We start from the raw sequence: 22048 nt of genomic DNA on the forward strand, positions 1-22048 counted from the left end.
TTATCACTATTTCGCTTCAGGCCAGTCGGTATAGCCCTTCGCCCCGCCGCCGTAATACGCTTCTTTCAGCGCAATGGTCAGTTCGGTACCGTAACGCAGGCGCTTCACCAGGTCCGGGTTGGAAATGAACAGGCGGCCGAAGGCAACGGCATCAATAATTCCCGCGTTCCGGCGGCTGATAGCCATCTCAAGGTCGTAATTATTGTTGCCGATAAACGGACCGGTGAACTGCGCACTCAGCGCATCCATATCCACATCGGCAGGCACGTCCCGCGAGGTGGCTGTCGCGCCTTCGACAAAGTGCAGGTAGGCCAGATTAAAGCGGTTAAGCTGCTGGATGAGGTAGCCATACATCGCCATCACGTTGCTGTCCGGTGGGGTATTCCCGGCGTCAGGCGTGACCGGTGACAGGCGGATACCGACCCGGTCACTACCCCAGATGTTAACGATGGCCTCTGTCACTTCCAGCGTCAGGCGGGCCCGGTTTTCGATGGAGCCGCCGTAGCTGTCGGTACGGTGATTGGTGGAGTCCCGCAGGAACTGGTCGAGCAGGTAGCTGTTGGCTGAGTGCACCTCAACGCCGTCAAAACCGGCCCGCAGGGCGTTCTCTGCTGCGAGTCTGTACTGTTCGATAATGCCGGGGATTTCTTCAGTTTCGAGCGCGCGCGGGGTGGATACCGGCACAAATCCGTTCAAGGTGTAGGTCTGGCCTTCGGCTTTAATAGCGGATGGCGCAACCGGACTTGCACCGTCAGGCTGCAGCTCCACGCTTGAAAAGCGGCCAACGTGCCACAGCTGGCAGACGATTTTTCCGCCCTGAGCGTGGACCGCGTCCGTCACTTTTTTCCAGCCGGCGACCTGCTCTTCATTCCAGATGCCGGGCGTGGCGGCATAGCCGCGGCCCTGAGCCGAGATGTTGGTGGCTTCTGAAATAATCAGGCCGGCGCTGGCACGCTGCGCATAGTAGGTTGCATGCAGTTCATCAGGCACGCCATCCTCACCGTAACGGCTGCGGGTGACCGGAGCCATCACAATACGGTTAGCCAACTGGAGGCTGCCCATCGCGACGGGGGAAAATAAATCGGTACGGATACTGTTGTCAGTCATGTAAACCTCATAATAGTTGACCGGTCGTCTAGTAACTGGATAAAAAAACACGGCTACCCGAGCAGCCGTGTGGTCGCCTTCATTGCTTTACCGAAGGCGTTATCCGGATCGTGAATTTTTGCCATCAGGGAGGCGCCCAGCCAGAGCTGATAGAGCTCTTCGGCCAGCTCATCGGCATCGCTTACCGCAGGCAGTGAGCCATCTTCCTGTCCCAGCCGGATGCAGCCTGCAATTTTATGCACGATTTCCTGGGTACCGGTCGCCAGTACCTGCCGCATGTTGTCGTACCGATCGCAGACTTCCGCGCCGAGCTTGACCACCAGGCATTTGCTTTCCGGCAGGTCTGCGCCCTGGGTCGTCTTCCAGAAAGCGAAGTAGCGCAGCAGCCGTTCTCTGGCTGTTCCTGTGCCGCTCAGCTGGTTATCGACTTCCTGCAGATAGTGGCTGAAGTAGTGTTCCAGCAGCGCTTCAGCGAACTCTTCCTTGGATTTGAAGTAGTAGTAAAACGAGCCTTTGGGAATACCGGCAGCCTGGACTATCTCAGACAGCCCGACGGCGCTGTAGCCCTTGTGCGTAATAATCGCCCGAGCTACATCAATGATGTGCTGGCGCATATCTGTCGCGTGTTTTTTCATAGTGCGGCTACTCTATTTAAAAACTGACCGGTCGTCTAGTAGTGCCTGTTGCACTTTGTGCGATCGGTGGCTGAGCGGCTGCAGCAGCCTGACGGCATGCTGGCCGATCATTTTCAGGCTTTCCGGCGTGGCCCCTTCCTTCGCTTCAATCGACATGCCTTCCAGCAGGGTGTTCAGCACGGTAGCCAGCGCGGCGGTATCGGTTTCTGCGGGCAGCTGTTGCTGCTGCACCGCTTTGGTTAACCGTTTTTCAAACAGATCTTTACCCTCCTGCCTGAGAAGGCTGGCGGCTCTGACCACATCGGCTGATTCGGCAGAGGCGTTGATCGCCGCCAGAACCACCATGCAGCCACAGGGTGCCGAAGGGGAGAGCAGGATATCGGCTGCTTCGCTAAAGAAGGTGTCAATGGCCTCAGTGATCTCCTGTGCCTCTTTAAGCCGCGCCCAGGTTGCCTGCCAGTAAACCTGCTCATAGTATTCACGGCTTCCAGAAACAGGGCTGGATAATACATTCTTTGGAAAGACAGACAGTGTTAATAAGAAGACAGCTAGCAGTATAGTGACAGAGGTTAAAAATAGAGTAAGGATGTGTTTTACATCCCAGCTTTGAATTCTGTCAACCCGTGAATCCGGCAGGTTGTCTTTATTTTCTTTATAAAGGATCTGCTGAACAATGCTTAATTCAACCTCGGCATTTACTGGCGGCTCACCCTCTCTCTTTCCTGGAATTGAAAATCTGCCAGAGAGAGATTTATGTAATCTTTTTTAGCAGGCTAACAAAATAAGACAGGGTGACCGTACTTTTATCTGCTCCGTAAGGCCCGGTAACGGCGATGTTTTTTACATCTTTTTTTGAGAATGCGAAGTCCAGCGCTTTGAAATATTCATTCGCGCATCATTACTTACCTTTGGCGTCAGCGTATCGTAGACGTCCTCATTCTCATTTTCTTCGCCACGCTGGTGGTGTCCTTCCGATTTAAATATATTAAAAATCCCTTTTAAACGTTCAGGTATTTTTTGTTTCCATTCCAGTTTTCTGGCAGCTAACTTTCACGCTTCTACATGAAAACTGTCGAAACTGCCTCCATTCTGAGGCTAATTCAGCGGACATTCATGGTAATATAGAGAGAGGTAATATACACAGGCTATCAGCCAATGAAAAAGAAGAATAACACCCCCACGCCCCATGATGCCGCATTCAGGCAGTTTCTTACCCAGCCCGAAGTTGCACGGGATTTTATGGAACTACACCTTCCCGCAGAGCTGCGCGATATCTGCGATCTCAGCACGCTCAAGCTGGAATCCGGCTCCTTCGTCGAGGATGACCTGCGGCAGTATTTCAGCGACGTGCTCTACAGCGTGAAAACCACTGCCGGAGAGGGTTACGTTCACGTACTCATTGAGCATCAGTCCTCGCCTGACAAACATATGGCCTTTCGCCTGGTGCGCTATGCCGTGGCCGCCATGCAGCGGCACCTTGAGGCGGGGCATAAAAAGTTGCCACTGGTGATACCGGTTCTGTTCTACACCGGTAAACGCAGTCCGTATCCGTACTCCACCCGGTGGCTGGATGAGTTTGAAGACCCGGAGCTGGCAGGCAGGCTCTACAGCCAGGCTTTCCCGCTGGTTGACGTTACCGTCATTCCGGATGATGAAATTGCCGGCCACCGCAGCATGGCTGCCCTGACCCTTCTGCAGAAGCACATCCATCAGCGGGACCTGGCCGAACTGACCGACCGGCTGGTGCCCATTCTGCTGGCTGGCTATCTGTCTTCATCACAGGTGATATCGCTGGTACACTATATTGTACAGGCAGGCGAATCAGCCGACGCCGAAGCCTTTGTACGCGAACTGGCACAGCGTGTGCCGCAACATGGAGACGCACTTATGACCATCGCACAACAGCTCGAACAGAAGGGCAGGGAAGAAGGTCTTCAGCTCGGTGAGCAGCGTGGTATTGAAAAGGGCCGTACCGAAGGCGAGCGTGAAGCCACGCTGAAAATCGCCCGTACCATGCTGCAGAACGGAATTGACCGCGTCACCGTCATGAAAATGACCGGCCTGACCGAAGATGACCTGGCACAAATTCGCCACTGACTTAATCAGCAGCCTCTCCGGCTCCGGCCACGCTGCTGAGCCGCGAGGTTCAGCCGCCCGGAAAGTCACTATGCCATCGCCCGGACACGCATAGGGCATTCTGCATCTTCAAAAACATCATGGGCTTCTGCACGATTTCGTTGGGAATAAGGCCGCCCGCGTGCTCTATCAGCAGCTTCCCCTCCGTGTAACCGTAACAGCCCGGGCGCCCGCGGTGAAAGGCCCGGATGCCGCTGTGCGGGTTCGCCCTGAGCACCTGCAGTATCGCTTCACGTTCCTTCATTCACTCCTTTGTTTCAGACCTCCACTCTGGTCCGCAGACGTTGCTATCCCGGACAGCTGAAAATAAACGGGCGCTGGAGCGTGGTCAGCAAGATTTACGCCACCCACACCCACGCCGCCCCTTGATGACGCGGGCGGCAAGCGCAGTGGTGTGAATGAGCAAGCTACTGCGCGGTAAGCTCAGCCGTTGGCGTGATCGCTGGCGGCTGGCGCCGTCCACCGTCGTGACTGCGGTTTCTCCGCAGCGTCACCGTTAATCCGCCAGGCGTTATTCAGATCTTTTCGGCTGGCAGATGAATCACTACCTGATGCACTTTTTGCAGGCTCTCCAGCACTATTTCATCGCCTTCACACCGCTCGCCATCCAGCCACAGCTGCCATTCGCCCTCTCCGCGTGACACGGTGATGTTATAGATACCTTCTCCTTCACGGTAGACCACTTTTATCTCGCGCCACCCGGCGGGAAGCTGGGGATGGACAGAGAGGCGTGGGCCGCGTCGGGTGATCCCGAGCAGGCTTTCGGTAATCAGCTGCCAGGCCCAGCCGGAAGAGCCGGTGTACCAGGTCCAGCCGCCACGCCCGCTGTGACCTTCTGCCGCATAGACATCCGCGGCCATCACGTAGGGTTCGACTTTATAGATCGCCGAACGCCGCTGATCGCTGCTGTGATTAACCGGATTAATCATCGAGAACAGCGACCAGGCACGTTCGGTTTCCCGCCGTGCCGCAAAAGCCATAATCGCCCACAGCGCACCGTGGGTGTACTGCCCGCCATTTTCGCGCACTCCGGGCAGGTAGCCCCGAATGTAGCCCGGATTAGGTCCTGCGCCATCAAAGGGCGGCGTCAGCAATTTAATCAGCCCGTTCTGCGGATCGACCAGATGCCGGAACAGCGCATTCATCGCAGACTGACTTTTGGCTGCTTCACCCGCCCCGGACAATACCGACCAGCTCTGGGCAATCGCGTCGATGCGGCATTCAGGGTCAACGTGAGAGCCAAGCGTCTGGCCGCTGTCAAAGAAGCCGCGCAGATACCATTCGCCATCCCAGGCCGCAACGTTGAGCACAGTTTTAAGATCCTGCGCATGGCGCTGACACAGCGCGGCGGTAGGGTTGTCACCGATCTGAACCGCCAGCGCGGCGAAACGGGTCAGCACACGATAGAGGAAAAAGCCGAGCCAGACGCTTTCCCCTTTGCCAGCGATCCCGACCGTGCTCATGCCATCATTCCAGTCGCCAGATCCCATCAGCGGTAAGCCGTGCTGACCAAAGCGCAGGGCGTGCTTCACCGCTCGAACCGCATGCTGCCACAGCGTTTCGCTGACCTTGCTGGTGCCAGGCAGCTCATACACCGATTCTTCATCCGCCGCCAGTAAGCGGCCTTCGAGATAGCTGACAGGTTGTGACAGCAGTGCCATATCCTCTGTGGCCTCAACATAGTGGCACAGCGCATAGGGTAGCCAGAGATAGTCGTCGGAGCAGCGTGTTCTGACGCCACGGCCGCCAGGTGGATGCCACCAGTGCTGAACATCGCCCTCAATAAACTGCCGCGATGCGCACAGCAATAGCTGATCGCGCAGCCGCTGCGGTGCCGCATGGGTCAGCGCCAGCGTGTCCTGAAGTTGATCGCGAAAACCGTAGGCCCCGCCGGACTGGTAATAACCGCTGCGCGCCAGTAAGCGACTGGCCAGCGTCTGATAGAGCAGCCAGCCGTTGACCAGCAGATCAACCGCCGGTTCAGGCGTCTGAATCTGCACTTTCGTCAGCACGCTTTGCCAGTAGCGCTTGACCTTTGCCAGCTCATTGCTGGCCTGATCGACTGACAGCAGTTGCTGCATCAGCGCGCTGGCTGCCGTTTCATCCTCACCCACGCCAAGGGCAAAAACAAAGCTGCGGCTGTCACCGTCAATCAGCGTCGTCAGCGTTTGCAGGGCAGCACAGGGGTCCAGACCCGCGCCGGTATTGCCCGACAGGCCGCGAAAATTCATCATCGCTGGCTGCCGAGTGGTACCGTTACGACCGAGGCACTCCAGCCGGTTGCCGCTATGCGCAATCTGTGTGCCGGTGACGGCGAAAAAGGCGGTACGCGCTGAACCCGCGCTGTGATAGAAGTTTTTAGCCAGCACCGCATTACCGCTAGCCAGCGTAGCGGCTGAAGTCACTACGTGCCGGGCCGAGCGACTCGCCAGCTCACCCAGAACCCATTCGACGTAGCCGGTGATCGACAAATTGCGTGTCCGTCCCGACTGATTACTCAGCGTCAGCAATGACAGCCTGACCGGTGCCTGTTCAGCCATGAATACCGTTAAGGTGCTGCTGATGCCCTGTTCCGTGTGGTCAAAACCGCTGTAGCCGAAGCCGTGTCGGGTCAGGTAATCCCCTTTTCCCCGGATCGGCAGCGGCGTGGGGGACCAGACATCGCCGCTCTCTTCATCACGTAAATAGAGCGCTTCACCACTGCTATCACTCACCGGATCGTTGTGCCACGGCGTCAGGCGATATTCGTGGGCGTTTTCATACCAGCTATAGGCCTGACCACTTTCAGAGATGACGCTGCCTGACTGGCTGTTAGCCAGCACGTTACTCCAGGGCGCAGGCGTCTGCTGCTGCCCGGAAAGAATAATGTGATATTCACGGCCATCGGCGCTAAAGCCGCCGTAACCGTTGAAAAATTGCAAACCCCCCGGGGCAAAATGCACCGCCGCCGGTTCAGGCGTTGGGCGGGTGGCGGTAAACGGATAAGCGGGCAGTGTGCGAGGCGGTTTCAACAGCACGCTGAGCTGGTCGGCCAGGCTGCCATCGCGGCCTTCCAGCACCACTGCCGCCACGCTCAGCAACAGCCGCAAATCTTCCGCGGAAAAACTTTCACTCTTCCGAATAAAGATACCGCCGGGCTTGTCGACCTGCTGACGCTCTTCTCCAGCCGGGATCAGGGTGGTGAGCTGGTTGTAGAGGTTCTGCTGATAGCCGCCCTGATCGCTGTTCATGATCACCAGATCGATCGTCAGGCCTTTCTGACGCCAGTACTGATGCGCCTGGATAACCGTGGTGACCAAATCAAGCTGATCGTTATTCCCGATACGTACCAGCAGAATCGGCAGATCGCCGGATATCGCATGACGCCATAAGGACTCCTGACCCAGCCGGTTCTGCATCAGGTTGTTAAGGTCGCCACGCATCCCGGCGCAAGGGAACAGCAGCGCACTGGCCAGCTGATTAAACAGGCCGGTATCTTCAGTGCGGATATTCAGCTGACGCAGGGCAACCTGACTGTGCGACCAGGCGAGCTCGAACACCCGATCGGCGCTGATATGGTTACGGTACTTCCCGATCAACGCAATCGAGGTGTCGCGCTGCGGCGTCACGCCATACAGCATATCGATGGTGACCGCTTCGCCAGCTTTGAGCGCGACGGTCTGGCGAATCGACAGCAGCGGGTCCAGTACCGCGCCCTGATGGCCGGTCAGCTCACCGCCAGGCTTCAGCGCCTGCGGGCTGGCGCGGCTATTGCCCCGTCCAAGAAACCGGGCCCGATCGGTTTCATAGGTGGTTTCACGGTCAGTATTGCCATGGATCGCCATCGCATGAAACATCCAGGCCGTCACTTCCTGCTCTTCGCGCGGCCGGCGATGCGCCAGAATCGCTTCCAGCCCAGGCAAAATTTCTGTCTGAACAAAAAGGTTACTGAAGGCGGGATGGGCCATATCGCTGGCGGCCGGTGCCAGCACCACTTCGGCATAGCTGGTGATATCGAACCGGCGCGGCTGACGGGAACGGTTGGTAACCGTTATCCGTCTGATCTCAACATCATCTTCCGGCGAGACCACAATATGGGTGTGGATGCTGAACGTGGTGCCCGCTGCGTCAAACTCAATGCCGGCATCATTGAACCGGGCCTTATAGCCGGGCCGTGCACTGCAGATCGGCTGATAACTGTGGCTGATGACGTCGCCGGAATGATGATCGGTGACGTAGCAGAAGGTGCCGTAGTGATTGCTGGTGCTGTCTGCCCGCCAGCGGGTCAGCGCCAGCCCCTTCCACAGGCTGTAGCCTGCACCGGAGTGGGTCACCATCAGATGATAGTTGGCGTTGGACAGCAGCTGAAGCTGTGGCTGACGCGGATCGGAACCGCTGAACTCACGCTGGTCGGGCACGCTCCGCTGCAGTTTGTTATCGACAGCTTCGTCAAAGCTGCGGCGCGGTGTATACAGCTCGATATCATCCGGCACGGTTTCCTGCAGCAGCAGGCGCGACGACTGAAACAGCGCGCTGGAGATGAAGCGGGCCACCATCGGCGCGCCCAGCAGCAGGTGCGACAGCGCCAGAAACCCCATCGCCTGATGATGGGCCATATAGGATTTGACCAGGGTAAATGGCTGACCGGGAGCCAGCCGGTCGGCGGTGAAATCCAGCGCCTCGTAATAGCCATATTCACCCCTGGCGCCCATTGCTTTCAGCCTGAGCAGGTTATCGGTTGCCTCCTGCGGCAGGACCATCAGCGCCAGCAGCGAGGCGTAAGGCGCAACCACCCGATCATCATTCAGACCGCGTTTTAACCCTAATTCTGGCGTGCCGAATGCCCGGTACTGATAGTTATGATTCACGTCAAAGGCGGCATATCCCGATTCCGACACGCCCCACGGCGTACCGGTAGCTTTCGCGGAACGGATCTGCTGCCTCACCGCCGATAACGCCATCTTTTCCAGCAGCGTATCGGGGTAGACCGGCATCACCAGATGCGGCATCAGATATTCAAACATTGAGCCGCTCCACGACATCACGGCAGGCTGATTATCCAGTCGGGTAAATAAGCGACCCAGCACAAACCAGCTTTTGGCGGGCAGCTGATTGGCGGAGATGGCGAAATAGTGGGTCAGCCGCACTTCTGACGGAAACAGGTCATATTTGCTGGCGTCGGGCAGACCGCTGTCAATGTTGTAGCCCACGCTGAGCAACGAGGTAGCCGGAAAATATAAGAAGCGGAAATCCATTCTGGCGTGATCGCTAAGGCGGCTGTCCAGCTCCAGCAGCGCGGCCATCCGCTCACGGGCGGCCCACACCACCGGATCGCTCTGTTGCCGGGTCAATCCAGGGCGATGCTGACATAATTCAGCCAGCCACAACAGAGACGGTATCTCAGCGGGGAAGGGCGCCTGCGGAGAGACCCAACTGAAAAAGCGACGCCACTCCCCGGCCAGGTCATCCAGCTGCTGGTGGAGCAGGGCTGGCCAGTTGATGCGGCCTGTCGGCTGATGCTGCTGTTGTGCTTCAGCGCTCAGCGGCAGCAGTGCTTCCAGTCCGGATAACAGCTCCGCGGGTGATGCCTGTGCCATCGCCCGTAGCCGGGTGTCGATGTCAGCCAGCAGGTCGTGCTGGCGGGTGCCGGGCTGCGTCGGGATCAGCAATAGCGTATCACGCAGACCTTCCAGCATGCGCGACGGGGAGATCACCGGCTGGTATTTCCACTGCGCCAGTCCGGCCTGCAGCGTGACCAGGTGAGCCGCCATGTTGCCGCTGTCCACGCTGGAGACATAGCGCGGGTTGAGCGGCTGTAACGTCTGCGTGTCATACCAGTTATAGAGATGGCCCCGGAAATGCTCCATCCGATCAAGGGTATCGAGGGTAGCAAGCGATCGCCTGATCACCCGATCCTGACTGACGTAGCCAAAATCCCATGCGGTGAGGTTAGCCAGCAGCGACAGCCCGATATTGGTGGGTGAGGTGCGGTGCGCTATCCGCATCTGCGGGATTTCCTGCAGATTATCCGGTGGCAGATGGTTGTTTTCATCGCTGGCAAACTCACTGAACCAGGCCCAGGTTTCACGGGCGGTGCGGCGCAGAAAACCCTGTTGTGCGGCTGACAATGCGATCCGCGGCGGGGCAACCGGCTGGCTCATGCGGCTGAGCAGCGCCGGGCTCATCGCCCAGAGTAACGCCAGCGCCAGGGCTATATGGATCAACGCTGGCATCGACAGCCCGGTCAGCACCACCAGCGCCACGCCTGCCAGTGGGTTAATCCACATGCAGCGGTAAAAATGGCGTATATCATGGGCGGCCGAAGGGGATGCAGAGGCGCTTTTCCACTCGTTGAGGTAGCGATGGCTGATATTCAGCCGCCACAGGGTGACAACGATCGCTTTCAGCGACCAGTAACTTTCATGCGGCAGAACGGCCAGCGCCAGGCCGGCACGGGAGATACGGTTAAACGCATCGGTAAACAGGATCTGCAGATGCTGCCGCCAGCCGCGTTTTTTACTTTTTGTCACGCCATCAATAATCAGCGCTGGCACGCCAGGCAGCAGCAGAAACAGCATAATGCCAGCGGCCCAGAAGGCCGGATTCGGCACCAGGGTGCAGAGCATAAACACCAGCGCCAGCAGGGCAGGCGCGACCAGGCTGCGGCGCAGGTTATCGATTAACTTCCAGCGGGAAAGCGGGCTGAGCGGATTTTTCTGCCGGTGACCATCTTCCAGCCGGACCTGCGGCCGCAGCCAGTTCAGCAGCTGCCAGTCACCTCTGACCCAGCGAAACCGCCGGGCGACATCACTCAGATAGTTCGTCGGGTACTGCTCATAGAGCACCACGTTACTTACCACCCCGGAGCGGGCGTAACAGCCTTCCAGCAGATCGTGACTCAGCACCAGGTTTTCCGGGCAGGTATTACGGGTGGCGCGCGAGAAGGCTGCCACATCGTAAATGCCCTTACCGACAAACGATCCTTCGCCAAACAAATCCTGATAAATATCTGAGGAGAGCGAGGAGTAAGCATCATTACCCGGCACGCTGCTGCACAACCTGGCATAGCGGCCCTGACCCTGAACCGGGATCTCCTCGGCCAGCCGGGGCTGAAGAATGGCATAACCCTCAACCACCCGACTGGACTGAGTGTCGAACACGGGCGCATTAAGCGGATGCGCCATCACGCCAATCAGTTTATGGGCGGTCTCGCGCGGCAGAATGGTGTCGCTGTCGAGCGTAATGACGTATCGGACGCCGTGCAGCTGTGCCTGGGACGCTCCCGCCGTCACGCTGAAGCTATTATCTTCTCCCTGCAGCCAGCGGTTGAGCGCATGGATTTTGCCGCGTTTGCGTTCATAGCCCATCCAGACGCCCTGCGAAATATTATGAGTACGATCGCGGTGCAGCAGTGAAAACAGCGCGCTATCTGCGGCACGGCCGCTGTAGCGGCGATTCAGCGCCTCGGTTTTCAGCACCGCATAGCGGATAAGCGCCTCATCATGAATATGATTCTGTTCCGCGCTGTCGGTGAAGTCGGTCAGTAAGGCAAAACCGATATTCGGTAAGGCGTTGCCGAGATAACAGATCTCCAGGGAGCGAAGCAGCGCGTCGGTGGCGGCGTTGCTGCTGAGTAAACAGGGGATCACCACCAGCGTCTGATGGTGCGGCGGTATCGCCTGAGCATAATCAAGACGCGGCAGCGGAAGCGGATGGCGGGTGCGGGTGGTGAGTTCGCTTAGCAGCTGTAACGCCAGCTGGCTGCTGACGATAAGGGTTGGCAGCACCAGCAGCCAGAGTAACGGCCCGATGCCAGCCTGCTGCGTGCTGACCAGCATCTCAGCGCTAAAGGCGATGGTTAGCAGCAGCAGGCTGCCCAGCCAGGAGAGTAAAGGCGTCTGGCTGAGATGCTGGCGGCTCTTATTCAGCCAGGTGACGTTGACCTGAAGCTGCTGTTCAAGCTGCAGATAGCCTTTATCCAGCAGGAAATAGCCGACATGCTGCTGACGCAGGGGACGTCCGGGCTGGTTAGCCAGATCCAGCACCGTCCGGGCCACCTCCCGCTCATCAAACCGACTGTGCCGGGCCAGACGCTCAATAACGTGACGGTAGTCATCACGACTGTCGAAGTGCATCAGAGGATAAGTCCCTGCCGGGTCCTGCTGAAGAATGCGTTCAACCAGGCTGACTGACTCAACAAAGGCCTGCCAGTCAATCTCGCCCAGCTGGCGCAGTCCAGTAATAGTGTTGCTCACCGACAGCTGACTCAATGCCAGCTGGCGGTTGAACTGTTCAATCACCTCTGACGTTTTCCGGCCGGTGCTTTCAAGCTGCTGCTCAACCCACGTTAAGGCGAGCGTGTTGTTCTGACCACTCAACCGGCGTTCAAGCTCAGCCACGAAAGCGCCGGAAATCTGCGGGTTCTGACGGGCCATATCGGCGATAACGAGGATCACTTTTGCCGCATCTTTGGCTGCAGTGGCCAGTATATCGGTGATCCATTCTTCAGCTTTGTTACGCTCCTGATGCACCCTGGCGACCTCCGCCGCAATCCGGGCCAGATTGTTGATCAGCGCAAAGCGCAACATGGCGGGCATCGCCCACAGTTCGCCGAGCAGCAGCGGAGTGACGCGCTGATAGGCGGCGATAAACGGCAGCAGCACGCTGGTTTCAAGCCGGCCATCGCTGTGCCTGATCATCTCCTCGGCGATCGCCTGGATGCGCAGGTAATGCGCCGATTGTTCCAGCATCGGCAATCCTTTACCGAACTTTGCCGGTAACAGGTGCCGCACCAGGCGGATTTGCTCTTCAATGATGTAAAAATTATCCAGCAGCCAGACGGCAGCCGGCGTCTGGCTGCGTTTGTCGCCCTCGCTCAGAATCGCCGCGCTCTGCGTCAGGGACAGCTCGTTATCAGCCAGCTGTTGCAGCAGCCGGTAGGACCATTTACCGCCCGACAGCTTGTGTGTTTTTGCTAATTTCTCGCCGTAGCTCTCCATTTGTTCAGCAGAAAAGAGTTCGGGCCGCTGGGCCTGATAAAGGCCTTCTGGCGGGAACAGCGGGAAATGATCGGAAGGTAATTCACTTTCCCGACTGAACCACGTCGACAGATTTATTTTCACATTCATTTCCTTGCGCTCGCGCAGCTGCTGGGTCTGGAAAAAAGAAAGGATGATAAAAAAGGAAGAGGGAGCCAGAGGTGAAAGCAGGTTCCGATAGGTTAATTATAGTCTTGTTTCGATCATTAACACCGATGTTAATAAAACAGAGGGGCTGTTGACGATAATCACCAAGTATAAATAAAAAAATAAAAGAGAGGTTTCTTCGGGTTCTATCTTTATTTAACCAGCGATGGCTTATAGGAAAAGCTAATTATTTCGCCTTGTGCTACGCTGATCGCCCCACTTCAGAGGATACGGACATGACCTGGTTAAGCTTTCTTTTCGACGCGTTGCACCACAACGAAACGAATACCCAGTGCCCGGAGTGTAAGAAATTCTCCAGGCAGTTAATCGCGAAAAAGAACAAAGGCCAGGCTGTGCTGTGTCCGCACTGTAAGTCGCTTTTTATTATTTAAAACGCAGAGAAAAAAGTGACAGTTCCCTTAATCGGACGGCAACCCACTCTTGCCGTTCAGGTGGCTGAGGTGTTTCATTGCTTACCTGATATTTTATCATTTATATCAATCAGATACGAATGGAAGGCTTCGGCCTGACTGACGCGACGGGTTAAATCTGAATCATAAAACTCACGCATTAACGCTCATATTCAATGAAATAGCGGTCGGATTCACGCTTTTCCACGAACTCGAACGGAGAGGGCGTAATCACATGCTGGCCCGCACGCCAGACATCATTGATTCTGGCAATCGTGTCGCCTTCCCGTAGCGGAAAAGTTGTGCTGACGCGTAACACCGCAGTAGTGCCATTGTCAAAATCGACCTCGTACAGTGCAATATTACTGGCGGGTAGAATCGTTCTTGCATGAATTATTCTGCCGTGCAGTTCACTACATACTGATTTTTTCATGATAAACCTCTCATCTATTCATGTGCTTAATCCTCAGCAGGAAAATTTATTTCCTCTCTCCGTTGTTGTGACATCAATTAAGCGGGCTGATAGATAGTGATGCGTAACGATCAATATAGCTGTTCTGGCAAAAATAAATGAGAGCTTCAGCGTATGCGTAATGATTAAAAGAGGTGAATAAAAAAGCGGGCAGTTAAAATTAATGTGACCTATGCCCCAGACTGATGCAATAAACCGCTGGCGACGAATAAAATATGTCACGCATCAGGTTCAGCCTCTTCTGGCGCTGCAAATCAATCATCCATTCGCGGCAGCCGATCGGGCGTGGCAGGGCGTATCCGGTCAGGCGATTCATTCCGCAGAGGCGAGAATCAGCAGGCCGTGGCAGCGCTCCCGGTTCAGTAATGAGCCGGAGTGAACAGACAAACCGCCTGTTCACTCCGTGGTTTTATCCAGCGGGGAATGACTCAGCGATCGGCGTTTGCTCTTTGCTTTAGCGCATAAACCAGTACCACCGCGAAACAGATCATCGGCAGCGAGTAGGAGACGGCCGTGGTGTAACGATCGGCGATGGCACCCATCATATAGGGCATCACCGCGCCCCCGACAATCGCCATGATCATCACCGAACTGGCCCGTTTAGTTTGCTTGCCCATGTTCTTCACGCCCATGGCAAAAAGGGTCGGGAACATGATCGACATAAAGAAGAATATCGCCACCAGGGCAATCACCGAGACATTGTCGATACCGGCAACCACCACGCCGCATAACACAATATTGATGATGGCATAGGCCACCAGTAGCGTAGCCGGGCGGATAAAACCCATCAGCCAGGTACTGAAGAAGCGGCCGACCATAAAGCTGATCATGCCCACCGACAGCAGATAGGAGGCGTTCTGGTTCGACAGCGTATGCCAGTGTTCGGTGGTGTAATTGATAAAGAAAGCGCCAACGCCAACCTGGGCGGCGACATAAAAGAACTGGGCAATCACGCCGCCGGTAAAATGGCCATGCTGCCACAACCCTTTGGCGATGCCCTGGTCTGCATCGCTGCTCTGCTCACGGATATCCGGCAGTTTCGTCCGTCCGAACAGGAAGGCTATCAGCAGCACTAAAAAGGCGATTGCGACGTAGGTGGTTTTCACCGAAGCGAGCCCGTCAGCGGTGGTGCTCTGAGTAGCGGAAAAGAACAGCGAGCCGCCAATCACCGGACCAATAAACTGCCCTAAGCCGTTAAACGATTGCGAGAGATTCAGACGGCGTTCTGCGCCAGCCGGATCGCCCAGTACCGTGGCAAAGGGGTTAGCGGCGGTTTCGAGACACCCCAGCCCGAGGGCAATCACAAACAGCGCGAACAAAAACAGGCTAAAACTGCCTGCCGAGGCGGCCGGGACAAACAGCAGTGCGCCCACCGCATACAAACATAAACCGACCAGGATGCCCGCCTTATAGCCAAAGCGATCCATAAAAAAACCGGCCGGCAGGGCAATGATGAAATAGGCACCAAAATAGGCGGCCTGTAACAGCCCGGACTGCGCCTTATTAACGTGTAATACCTCCTGGAAATGCTTATTCAGCACATCCAGCAGCCCGTAGGATAATCCCCACAGGAAAAACAGCGTGGTGACCAGAATAAACGCCAGACGGAACCCGGATGTGGTTTTGCGCTCCGCATAGGCGGGAGCCGCAGTTTTATTGGCGAACATGGTGTATTCCTCAGTATCTGGTGGTGCCTGCAGGAGTAGGGTCAGCTCGGATGGCTGGGTTTTTTTTATGTCAGATAACGTGAAAAACGGCTGCTCTCTGGAACAACGAGAGGCACTACGGCTGTTCTGTCAGTGAAAAAATGCGTGTCATTTCTACCCACTTTTGACCCGCGGGTGTCCAGGGTGTGGGGCGCTGATATTTCCACATCAGGGTTTCCCACTCGCAGATTTTCGGGTCCTCAAGGCTGCGGCGTTCGAATTGCGCGCGGTCAAAGTCGTCCGTGGTTTCTATCACCATCATCAGCCGGTTACCCAGCCGGTAAATCTCCATCTCTGCAATGCCGTAATGACGCAGGTGCGCGGTAATTTCCGGCCAGATTTGCTGGTGATAGCGTTGATACTCTTCGATAAGACGCGGATCGTCGCTGAGATCCAGCGCCTGGCAATAGCGCCGCCTCATGTCAGCGCCCGATCAAGATGGGTGTAACCGCCATCGACGGTCAGCCACTGACCTGTGGTGTGCGACGCCCGCGAAGAGAGCAGAAAGACCACCGTATTGGCGATCTCCTGCGGCGTGGTCATGCGCTGTCCCAGCGGAATATGCGAGGTGATTTGTTGCAGTTTCTCTTCGTGGTGATCGAAACTCTGAATCCAGCGCGCGTAGAGCGGCGTCATCACTTCAGCCGGGATAACCGCATTCACCCGGATACCCTCGTTCAGCAGGGCCGCCGCCCATTCACGGGTCAGCGCCAGAATGCCGCCCTTGGCCGAGGCATAGCCGCTGGTATTGCCCTGACCGGTTAACGCGGTTTTCGAACTGATATTGACGATTGCGCCCCGGCTGGCACGCAGCGCATTCAGGCACAGGTGCGCCATTAGGTAGTAGTGAATCAGATTCTGTTCGAGTGACTGCACAAAGGCGGCGCGTCCGGCGTCCAGACCGACGTTGTCATTGGCACCGGCGTTGTTCACCAGGCCGTCAATGGCGGAATAACGGGTCAGGATCGTATCCAGCGCGGCCTTGCAGCTCGCTTCGTCACGCAGCTCGGCGAGCACGAAGCTGGCCTGCGGCGAGCATTGTTGCAGCTTATGCATCAGCTCATTCGCCGGTTCGGTATTGCTGACGATCACCGGGATGGCGCCTTCTTCGGCCAGCGTCAGCGAGATCGCCTCGCCGATGCCGGAACCGCCGCCGGTGACGATTACCACTTTATTTTGCAGATAGAGATTCATCGTGTGTTTCCTGTAATCGGTAAAGAGAGCAGGCATTGCCGCCATAAATGGCTGCCTGTTCGGCACCACTGAGTTTTGCTATGGCTGTTTGCCAGAGCTGCCAGGGATCGTCATCGGCACCGGCCAGCAGCGAAACCGGCCAGTCGGAACCGAACATCAGCCGTTCGCTGCCGAAAATCTCCAGTGCCACATCGAAATAAGGCAGCAGGTCGTCGGCGGAGAGGCCCGCCGGGCGTGGCTCAGTCAGCAGACCGGAGAGCTTGCAACTGACGTGTTTCAGCGCCTTCAGCGGCGCAACCTGCTGCTTCCAGTGGCGGGCTCCCCGTGTCAGATCGGGCTTGCCGAAGTGATCGAGCACCAGAAAATGCTGGTCATGGCGCTGCGCAAACTCAACGGCTTCGGCCAGATTGTGATGCGTCACCAGCAGTTCGTAGAGCACTTCCCGCTGCTGAAGCTGGCGAATCCCGGCATTAACGGCCGGATCGGCCAGCCACTGCGCCGGATAAGGCTCGTCCTGAACCGGGTGGCGAAAACCACGCAGCAGCGGATGGGCTAATGCGTCCAGCTGGCGCGGCAGATCGGCGTCACGCAGATCGATCCAGCCAGTCACCGCCGCGACAAAATCGGTCTGATCGGCCAAATCCAGCAGCCAGCGGGTCTCCTCCAGGCTGCATCGCGCCTGGACCAGGATGGTTTTCTGCACATCGTGGCGGCGCAGGATCGGCCGCAACCTCTCCGGCAGGAAATCCTGTTTCAGCACACCCATCTCATCGTTGATCCAGCGGTAATCCTGCGGCGTGTAGCGCCAGAAATGCTGGTGGCTGTCGACTCGCATCATCGGCATTCTCCTTTGCGGCTCAGGCGTGGTAGCGATATTTTTCGATGGACGCCTGATGCATTTCGATAGAGAAGCCGGGCGATTTGGGCGGCATGTAGGCTGCGCCGCGGATCTCACAGGGGTCGACAAAATGCTCGTGAAGGTGGTCAACGTATTCGATAACCCGGCCTTCATGCGTCCCGGCGATACAGAGATAATCGATCATCGAAAGATGCTGCACGTACTCGCACAACCCGACGCCGCCCGCATGCGGGCAGACCGGCAGGTTGTATTTGGCCGCCATCAGCATCACCGCCAGCACTTCGTTAATGCCGCCCATGCGGCAGGCGTCAATCTGCACCACATCAATCGCCTCACGCATGATGAACTGCTTAAACATGATGCGGTTCTGGCACATCTCGCCGGTGGCGACTTTGACCGGCGCAACACCCTGACGAATGGTGCGATGGCCTTCGATATCATCCGGGCTGGTCGGCTCTTCGATAAACCAGGGGTTGGCAAACGCCAGGGCGTTCACCCACGGAATGGCGTCGCGGGTTTCCCACACCTGGTTAGCGTCGATCATCAGCTTGCGGTCCGGACCGATCACTTCACGGGCAATACGCACCCGGCGAATGTCATCTTCCAGGTCACGTCCGACTTTCAGCTTGAGATAATCGAAGCCGGCATCGACCGCCTGCTGACACAAACGGCGCAGCTTGTCGTCGGGATAGCCCAGCCAGCCGGCCGAGGTGGTGTAGCACGGGTAACCTTCCGCCAGCAGTTTTTCAAGACGCTGTGCTTTGTTGTCACCACGCTGTTGCAGCAGCGTCAGCGCCTCCTGCGGGGTAATGCAGTCGGTGATGTAGCGAAAATCGATGCAGCGCACCAGCTCTTCCGGCGTCATATCCGCCACCAGCTGCCACACCGGTTTGCCGACCGCCTTACTCCATAAATCCCATACCGCATTGACCACGGCACCGGTCGCCAGATGGATAGCGCCTTTATCCGGCCCAATCCAGCGCAGCTGGCTGTCGCTGGTGAAATCCCGCCAGAATTTCCCCATATCGGCCGTCATATCCGCCAGTTGGCGACCGACGATCAGATGCTGCAGTGCGCCGATCGCGGCACAACAGATCTCATTACCGCGCCCGATGGTGAAGGTCAGGCCATGCCCTTGCAGGGCGGGATTGTCGGTGTCCAGAATCACATATGCCGCGGAGTAGTCGGGATCGGGATTCATCGCATCCGAGCCATCCATCGTCAGCGACGTCGGGAAGCGCACATCCTCTACACGTAAAGCCGTAATCGTCGTCATCAAAATTTCCTTCCGCTGTAATGGGGCTATGCCTGTACCGTCTTCTGACGCTGCTCACCCAGACCTTCAATCCCGAGGTGCATAACCTGACCGGCTTTCAGATAGAGCGGCGGTTTTTGTCCCAGACCGACGCCCGGCGGTGTGCCGGTCGAGATGATGTCGCCGGGTTGCAGGCTCATAAAGCGGCTGAGATAACTGATAATTTCAGGAATGCGGAAAATCATGGTGCGGGTATTGCCGTTCTGATAGCGCGTGCCATCCACTTCCAGCCACAGGTTCAGCTGATGCGGATCGGGGATTTCATCGGCGGTCACCAGCCACGGGCCAATCGGACCAAAGGTGTCGCAGCCTTTGCCTTTGTCCCAGGTGCCGCCGCGTTCAATCTGGAACTCCCGTTCAGAGACGTCGTTGATCACGCAGTAACCGGCGACGTGTGCCATGGCGTCGGCTTCGCTGATATAGCGGCCGCCGGTGCCGATCACCACGCCCAGCTCAACTTCCCAGTCGGTTTTCACTGAATCACGCGGGATTTCGACATCATCGTTCGGGCCGACAATGGCGCTGGTCCACTTGCTGAAGACCACCGGTTCTTTCGGGATTTCAGCCCCGGTCTCCGCCGCGTGATCGGCGTAGTTCAGGCCGATACAGATAAATTTCCCGCTTCTGGCCACGCACGCGCCCAGACGGGGTTCACCGCTCACCAGCGGCAGGCTGTGCGGATCGAGCTGGCGCAGTGCGTTGAGCGTGGCCGGTTGCAGGGCATCGCCGTCGATGTCGGTGACGTGAGCGCTGAGATCGCGCAGTTTTCCGTTGCTGTCCAGCAGGCCGGGGCGTTCAGAACCTGCATTGCCGAATCGTAGTAGTTTCATCGATCACTATCCTTCTGTGAAAAAGTCAGGGAAGCAGAGCGGCTGCGGGATCAGTTACTCCAGCCGCCGTCAATAATCTGCACCGTACCGGTGGTGTAGGAACTGGCATCAGAGGCGAGATAGAGCGCCAGCTGGGCGATCTCCTCGGTTTTACCAATACGGCCAATCGGCTGGCGGGAAACAAACGCCGCATAAACTTCCGCTTCGCTGCGTCCTTCAGCCAGGGCCTGAGCGGCAATGCGCTGGCGCAGGGAAGGTGACTCCACCGTGCCGGGGCAGATCGCATTACAGCGAATGCCGCGGGTGACGTAATCTGCCGCCACCGAACGGGTCAGGCCAATCACTGCCGCTTTGGACGCGCTGTAGGCAAAGCGGTTTGGCACCCCTTTGATGCTTGAAGCGACTGACGACATGTTGATCACCGAGCCGTGGTTGCGCTCCAGCATCGCTGGCAGGAAAGCGCGGATCATGCGGAACATCGCGGTGACATTGAGATCCAGCGCGAACTGCCATTCGCTTTCGCGGCAGCTGAGTATGTCGCCGCTGTGAACCACACCGGCGCAGTTAAACAGCACATCGAGCGGACCGGTGATTTCTGCCAGCGCAGCGATCGCCTGGGGATCGGTGACGTCGAGGTGTTGCGCTGTGATACCCGGTATCTGCTGTAACGCGCTGATATTGATATCTGTGGCAATCACCTCTGCACCTTCGCGGGCAAACAGGGCGGCGGTGGTAAAACCGATGCCCTGTCCTGCGGCGGTAATCAGTACTTTTTTCCCTGCCAGGTTCATGGCAACTCCCATTAAAAGGGTTTTATAGGTCTAATGGTCAGGCCATTAGAGGCGAAAAAAATGCGTTAAAACCAGTGCTTTTTGCTAAGATGTCGCGCAAGCTTCTGCTTAAAACGCCATTTCGGTTAACCAATTTTTTACATGCATAAAACAAAGCAGCAAGATTTTTGTCTGGAAAATGCTAGCTGAATCACTTAATGAGAATTGACCTCAGGTGTCCGATGCCGATAAAAAGATTAGAAAACCCAAGGATTTACAGGCAGATAGCTGACCAGCTAAAAACATTAATTGATAATAACGAGTTTCCACCCGGCAGCCGGCTGCCAGCCGAACGTGAATTAGCCAGTCTGTTGCAGGTCAGCCGCGCGTCGGTGCGGGAAGCGCTGATCGCGCTTGAAGTGATTGGGCTGGTGGATGTGCGGGTCGGTAACGGCGTGATTGTGCGTCAGCCGCCAGCCTTACCGGCTTCGCCTTCGCAGGAACCGGTGATGTCGCAGGCGGGGCGCAATCAGTGGGCCGACGTTGATGATGAGCTGAACATCGAACTGGATTTTACCGCTGAGCTGCCTCCCTTTTCGCTGTTACAGACCCGCCGGTTAATCGAACCTGAAACCGCAGCCCTGGCGGCAAGAAACGCCACTGATGAAGAACTTGCTGCGATCAGGCAGGCATATGAGCAAAACTGCTACGATAATCGCAATGGCTCGGCGACCCATCCAGGCGATCGTCTGTTCCATATCCGCATTGCCCAGGCCAGCGGCAATCCAGCCTATGCGTTTATCATTGGGCACCTGCTGGGACACCGTTACGGCACCATGTTCCGCAGCCTGCAACTCCACTACACTCCCCAGGACATGCCGCACCGTTCTGAGATCGAACATCTCAGGATTCTGAATGCGCTGGAAGCGCGCGACAGCCGTGCCGCGAAGAAGGCGATGAAAGAGCATCTGGATGCGGTGATTAAGATTTTCGGCCAGGGGTAAAACAGCGGTCTCGCAGGTGTGACAGTGCGTGAGTGTTATCCGCGGTCTGCGGCATAGCCGTGTCAATGCGGGATGATTATACCCGCCATCCCGCTTTATCGCCGCTTGCATCCCTGGTGGCAGTTTGGTCAGCGGCGACTACGGGAAATAGCGCAACGCAACGTTGTCAGCTTTTGCCTTATTGCCGATCCACCATTTCATCCGTGGATTTTCCCTGACTGAAGAAATTTCAGCAGGTGTTTCACTGGCAGAGCGTCGCTGTCCGGAGTTCCGCTATTTACAGCGACAATCCGCGTCGCATCAGGCGCGGCTGAGACGCTGGCGGACCGCAACCTTAATCTGAGTTCAGTCACCGCTGTAACACCTCATCTTCATTATTTTAACTGATCATGAACATCCTTCATGTTCGGTGAAATTAAATCACTTTTCCTCAATCACCGTCTGAG

The 22048-nt window shown here is 56.9% G+C and carries 17 protein-coding genes; 3 read left to right on the top strand and 14 right to left on the bottom strand.

Features of this window, described 5'->3' with window-relative positions; genetic code table 11:
* Positions 1-6 precede the first annotated feature (6 nt).
* From WFK59_RS13795 to WFK59_RS22130, 4 genes are read right to left on the bottom strand one after another with little or no spacing between them, the layout of a single operon-like run.
* Positions 7-1107, bottom strand: a complete 1101-nt coding sequence (locus tag WFK59_RS13795; RefSeq protein WP_336756013.1) for an alkene reductase — start codon at positions 1105-1107, stop codon at positions 7-9.
* A gap of 53 nt (positions 1108-1160) precedes the next feature.
* Positions 1161-1742 carry a TetR/AcrR family transcriptional regulator gene (locus WFK59_RS13800; protein WP_336756014.1) on the bottom strand — a complete coding sequence of 194 codons (582 nt, stop codon included), beginning with the start codon at positions 1740-1742 and terminating at the stop codon, positions 1161-1163.
* Positions 1743-1754: 12 nt separating this feature from the next.
* Complete coding sequence (locus WFK59_RS22125; protein ID WP_442956314.1) at positions 1755-2471, bottom strand: YobI family P-loop NTPase; 717 nt, start codon at positions 2469-2471, stop codon at positions 1755-1757.
* 22 nt (positions 2472-2493) lie between these two features.
* Entirely contained in the window at positions 2494-2613 is a 120-nt protein-coding gene (locus WFK59_RS22130; protein ID WP_409520456.1) for a YobI family P-loop NTPase, read from the bottom strand.
* Between the two features lie 284 nt (positions 2614-2897).
* Here WFK59_RS22130 and WFK59_RS13815 point away from each other — a divergent pair, with 284 nt between their 5' ends.
* On the top strand, positions 2898-3839 hold the full coding sequence (locus tag WFK59_RS13815; protein WP_233988422.1) for an Rpn family recombination-promoting nuclease/putative transposase: 942 nt from the start codon (positions 2898-2900) through the stop codon (positions 3837-3839).
* 49 nt (positions 3840-3888) lie between these two features.
* Here WFK59_RS13815 and WFK59_RS13820 read toward each other — a convergent pair whose 3' ends face one another.
* The gene (locus WFK59_RS13820; protein WP_336756016.1) at positions 3889-4122 is read right to left on the bottom strand and encodes a hypothetical protein; all 234 of its coding nucleotides are present in this window, start codon (positions 4120-4122) and stop codon (positions 3889-3891) included.
* A 271-nt stretch (positions 4123-4393) separates the two neighbouring features.
* Positions 4394-12979, bottom strand: a complete 8586-nt coding sequence (locus WFK59_RS13825; RefSeq protein WP_336756017.1) for a GH36-type glycosyl hydrolase domain-containing protein — start codon at positions 12977-12979, stop codon at positions 4394-4396.
* A gap of 299 nt (positions 12980-13278) precedes the next feature.
* On the opposite strand from WFK59_RS13825, the gene WFK59_RS13830 reads away from it, so the two are divergent.
* A complete protein-coding gene (locus WFK59_RS13830; RefSeq protein WP_336756018.1) occupies positions 13279-13434 on the top strand; it encodes a YnfU family zinc-binding protein in 156 nt (51 codons plus the stop codon).
* A gap of 178 nt (positions 13435-13612) precedes the next feature.
* Here the strand turns inward: WFK59_RS13830 and WFK59_RS13835 are convergent, their stop codons facing one another.
* The 8 genes from WFK59_RS13835 to WFK59_RS13870 all read right to left on the bottom strand — a co-directional run bounded on the left by WFK59_RS13835 (position 13613) and on the right by WFK59_RS13870 (position 20619).
* A complete protein-coding gene (locus tag WFK59_RS13835) occupies positions 13613-13885 on the bottom strand; it encodes a hypothetical protein (protein WP_336756019.1) in 273 nt (90 codons plus the stop codon).
* A gap of 467 nt (positions 13886-14352) precedes the next feature.
* Positions 14353-15591, bottom strand: a complete 1239-nt coding sequence (fucP, locus tag WFK59_RS13840) for an L-fucose:H+ symporter permease (RefSeq protein WP_336756020.1) — start codon at positions 15589-15591, stop codon at positions 14353-14355.
* Between the two features lie 115 nt (positions 15592-15706).
* Complete coding sequence (locus tag WFK59_RS13845; RefSeq protein WP_336756021.1) at positions 15707-16051, bottom strand: L-rhamnose mutarotase; 345 nt, start codon at positions 16049-16051, stop codon at positions 15707-15709.
* The gene (locus WFK59_RS13850) at positions 16048-16824 is read right to left on the bottom strand and encodes an SDR family oxidoreductase (RefSeq protein WP_233988415.1); all 777 of its coding nucleotides are present in this window, start codon (positions 16822-16824) and stop codon (positions 16048-16050) included. Before WFK59_RS13850 ends, WFK59_RS13845 begins: the two co-directional genes overlap by 4 nt.
* Positions 16802-17662 (bottom strand): amidohydrolase family protein, encoded by an 861-nt coding sequence (locus tag WFK59_RS13855; protein WP_336756022.1) that lies wholly within the window; start codon positions 17660-17662, stop codon positions 16802-16804. The genes WFK59_RS13850 and WFK59_RS13855 overlap by 23 nt, the downstream gene beginning before the upstream one ends.
* Before the next feature lie 19 nt (positions 17663-17681).
* Positions 17682-18959 (bottom strand): L-fuconate dehydratase, encoded by a 1278-nt coding sequence (locus tag WFK59_RS13860; RefSeq protein ID WP_336756023.1) that lies wholly within the window; start codon positions 18957-18959, stop codon positions 17682-17684.
* A gap of 26 nt (positions 18960-18985) precedes the next feature.
* Positions 18986-19828, bottom strand: a complete 843-nt coding sequence (locus WFK59_RS13865; protein WP_336756024.1) for a fumarylacetoacetate hydrolase family protein — start codon at positions 19826-19828, stop codon at positions 18986-18988.
* 50 nt (positions 19829-19878) lie between these two features.
* On the bottom strand, positions 19879-20619 hold the full coding sequence (locus tag WFK59_RS13870; RefSeq protein WP_336756025.1) for an SDR family oxidoreductase: 741 nt from the start codon (positions 20617-20619) through the stop codon (positions 19879-19881).
* 221 nt (positions 20620-20840) lie between these two features.
* Here WFK59_RS13870 and WFK59_RS13875 point away from each other — a divergent pair, with 221 nt between their 5' ends.
* On the top strand, positions 20841-21602 hold the full coding sequence (locus WFK59_RS13875) for a FadR/GntR family transcriptional regulator (RefSeq protein WP_233988410.1): 762 nt from the start codon (positions 20841-20843) through the stop codon (positions 21600-21602).
* Positions 21603-22048: the final 446 nt, after the last annotated feature.

Source organism: Pantoea sp. USHLN298, from assembly GCF_037149395.1.
Lineage (GTDB): Bacteria > Pseudomonadota > Gammaproteobacteria > Enterobacterales > Enterobacteriaceae > Pantoea > Pantoea astica.